The 770-nt window shown below is 46.8% G+C and carries 1 pseudogene; it reads right to left on the bottom strand.

The features are described from left to right. Window positions 1-268: 268 nt before the first annotated feature. Window positions 269-527 (bottom strand): annotated as a pseudogene (gene tnpA, locus ACOCD2_RS23490) (IS200/IS605 family transposase); the annotation flags it as partial. Between the last annotated feature and the right edge of the window lie 243 nt (window positions 528-770).

The raw sequence follows: 770 nt of genomic DNA, 5'->3' as shown, positions 1-770 counted from the left end.
TATGGATTTTGTTCGGATTTCCTGGTCAAATCCGGTCTAATTCATCGCTGTCTGCAATTCAACCAAGCGGAAATCAGTGGATATTGGCGCCCTTCGGGCGCTGATATGCCTCTATCTGGGGATTTGGGTAATCATGATCAATTGTATCCTGTATCGATACACGCTATAAGCCGGTTTTATTGTTTGGTTAAAGGCGTGTCTCACTAGTAAAATCAAATACTACCCGCAGAGCTGGTAGTATGATGAAAGCCCCCGGAGGGGGCTATTGTCAGAGTCCCGCCAACCTTAACTGCTCTTGGCGCTTCTCTTCCCGTTCCTGATTCTTTATGTACGTCCGTATCATCTGCTCATCTAAGCCAACTGTACTGACACAATAGCCTCGCGCCCAAAAATGTCGACCCATAAAATTCCTTTTGACCTGCAGATATTCCCTGAATATCCGTATGGCTGATTTACCTTTCAGAAAACCGATGGTGTTTGCCACACTGTATTTGGGGGGGAATCATCAACAGCATGTGAATGTGGTCGCGCATGGCGTAAGGGCCTCGGAAAAAATAAATTACCCCAAATCAGGTGCTGATTACGGCCCCAGAATGTTTTAAAAATACAGTCATGTTGATGACGAAGAGAAACCAAATGTAAAGGAGTTGTTATTGTGGAAAAACACCGCCAGCGCGCTAGTCGGCTCAGCGCGGCGCATGTTTATGGCGGAGGTTGTTGAGTTGCTTGGCTGGGGTGGTCAACGTTACGTTGAAAAGACTTTCGGCTGG

Origin of the sequence: Thiolapillus sp., assembly GCF_048562965.1 — a bacterium.
GTDB lineage: Bacteria > Pseudomonadota > Gammaproteobacteria > Chromatiales > Chromatiaceae > Thiolapillus > Thiolapillus brandeum_A.
This window is presented reverse-complemented; position numbering and strand designations above follow the sequence as displayed.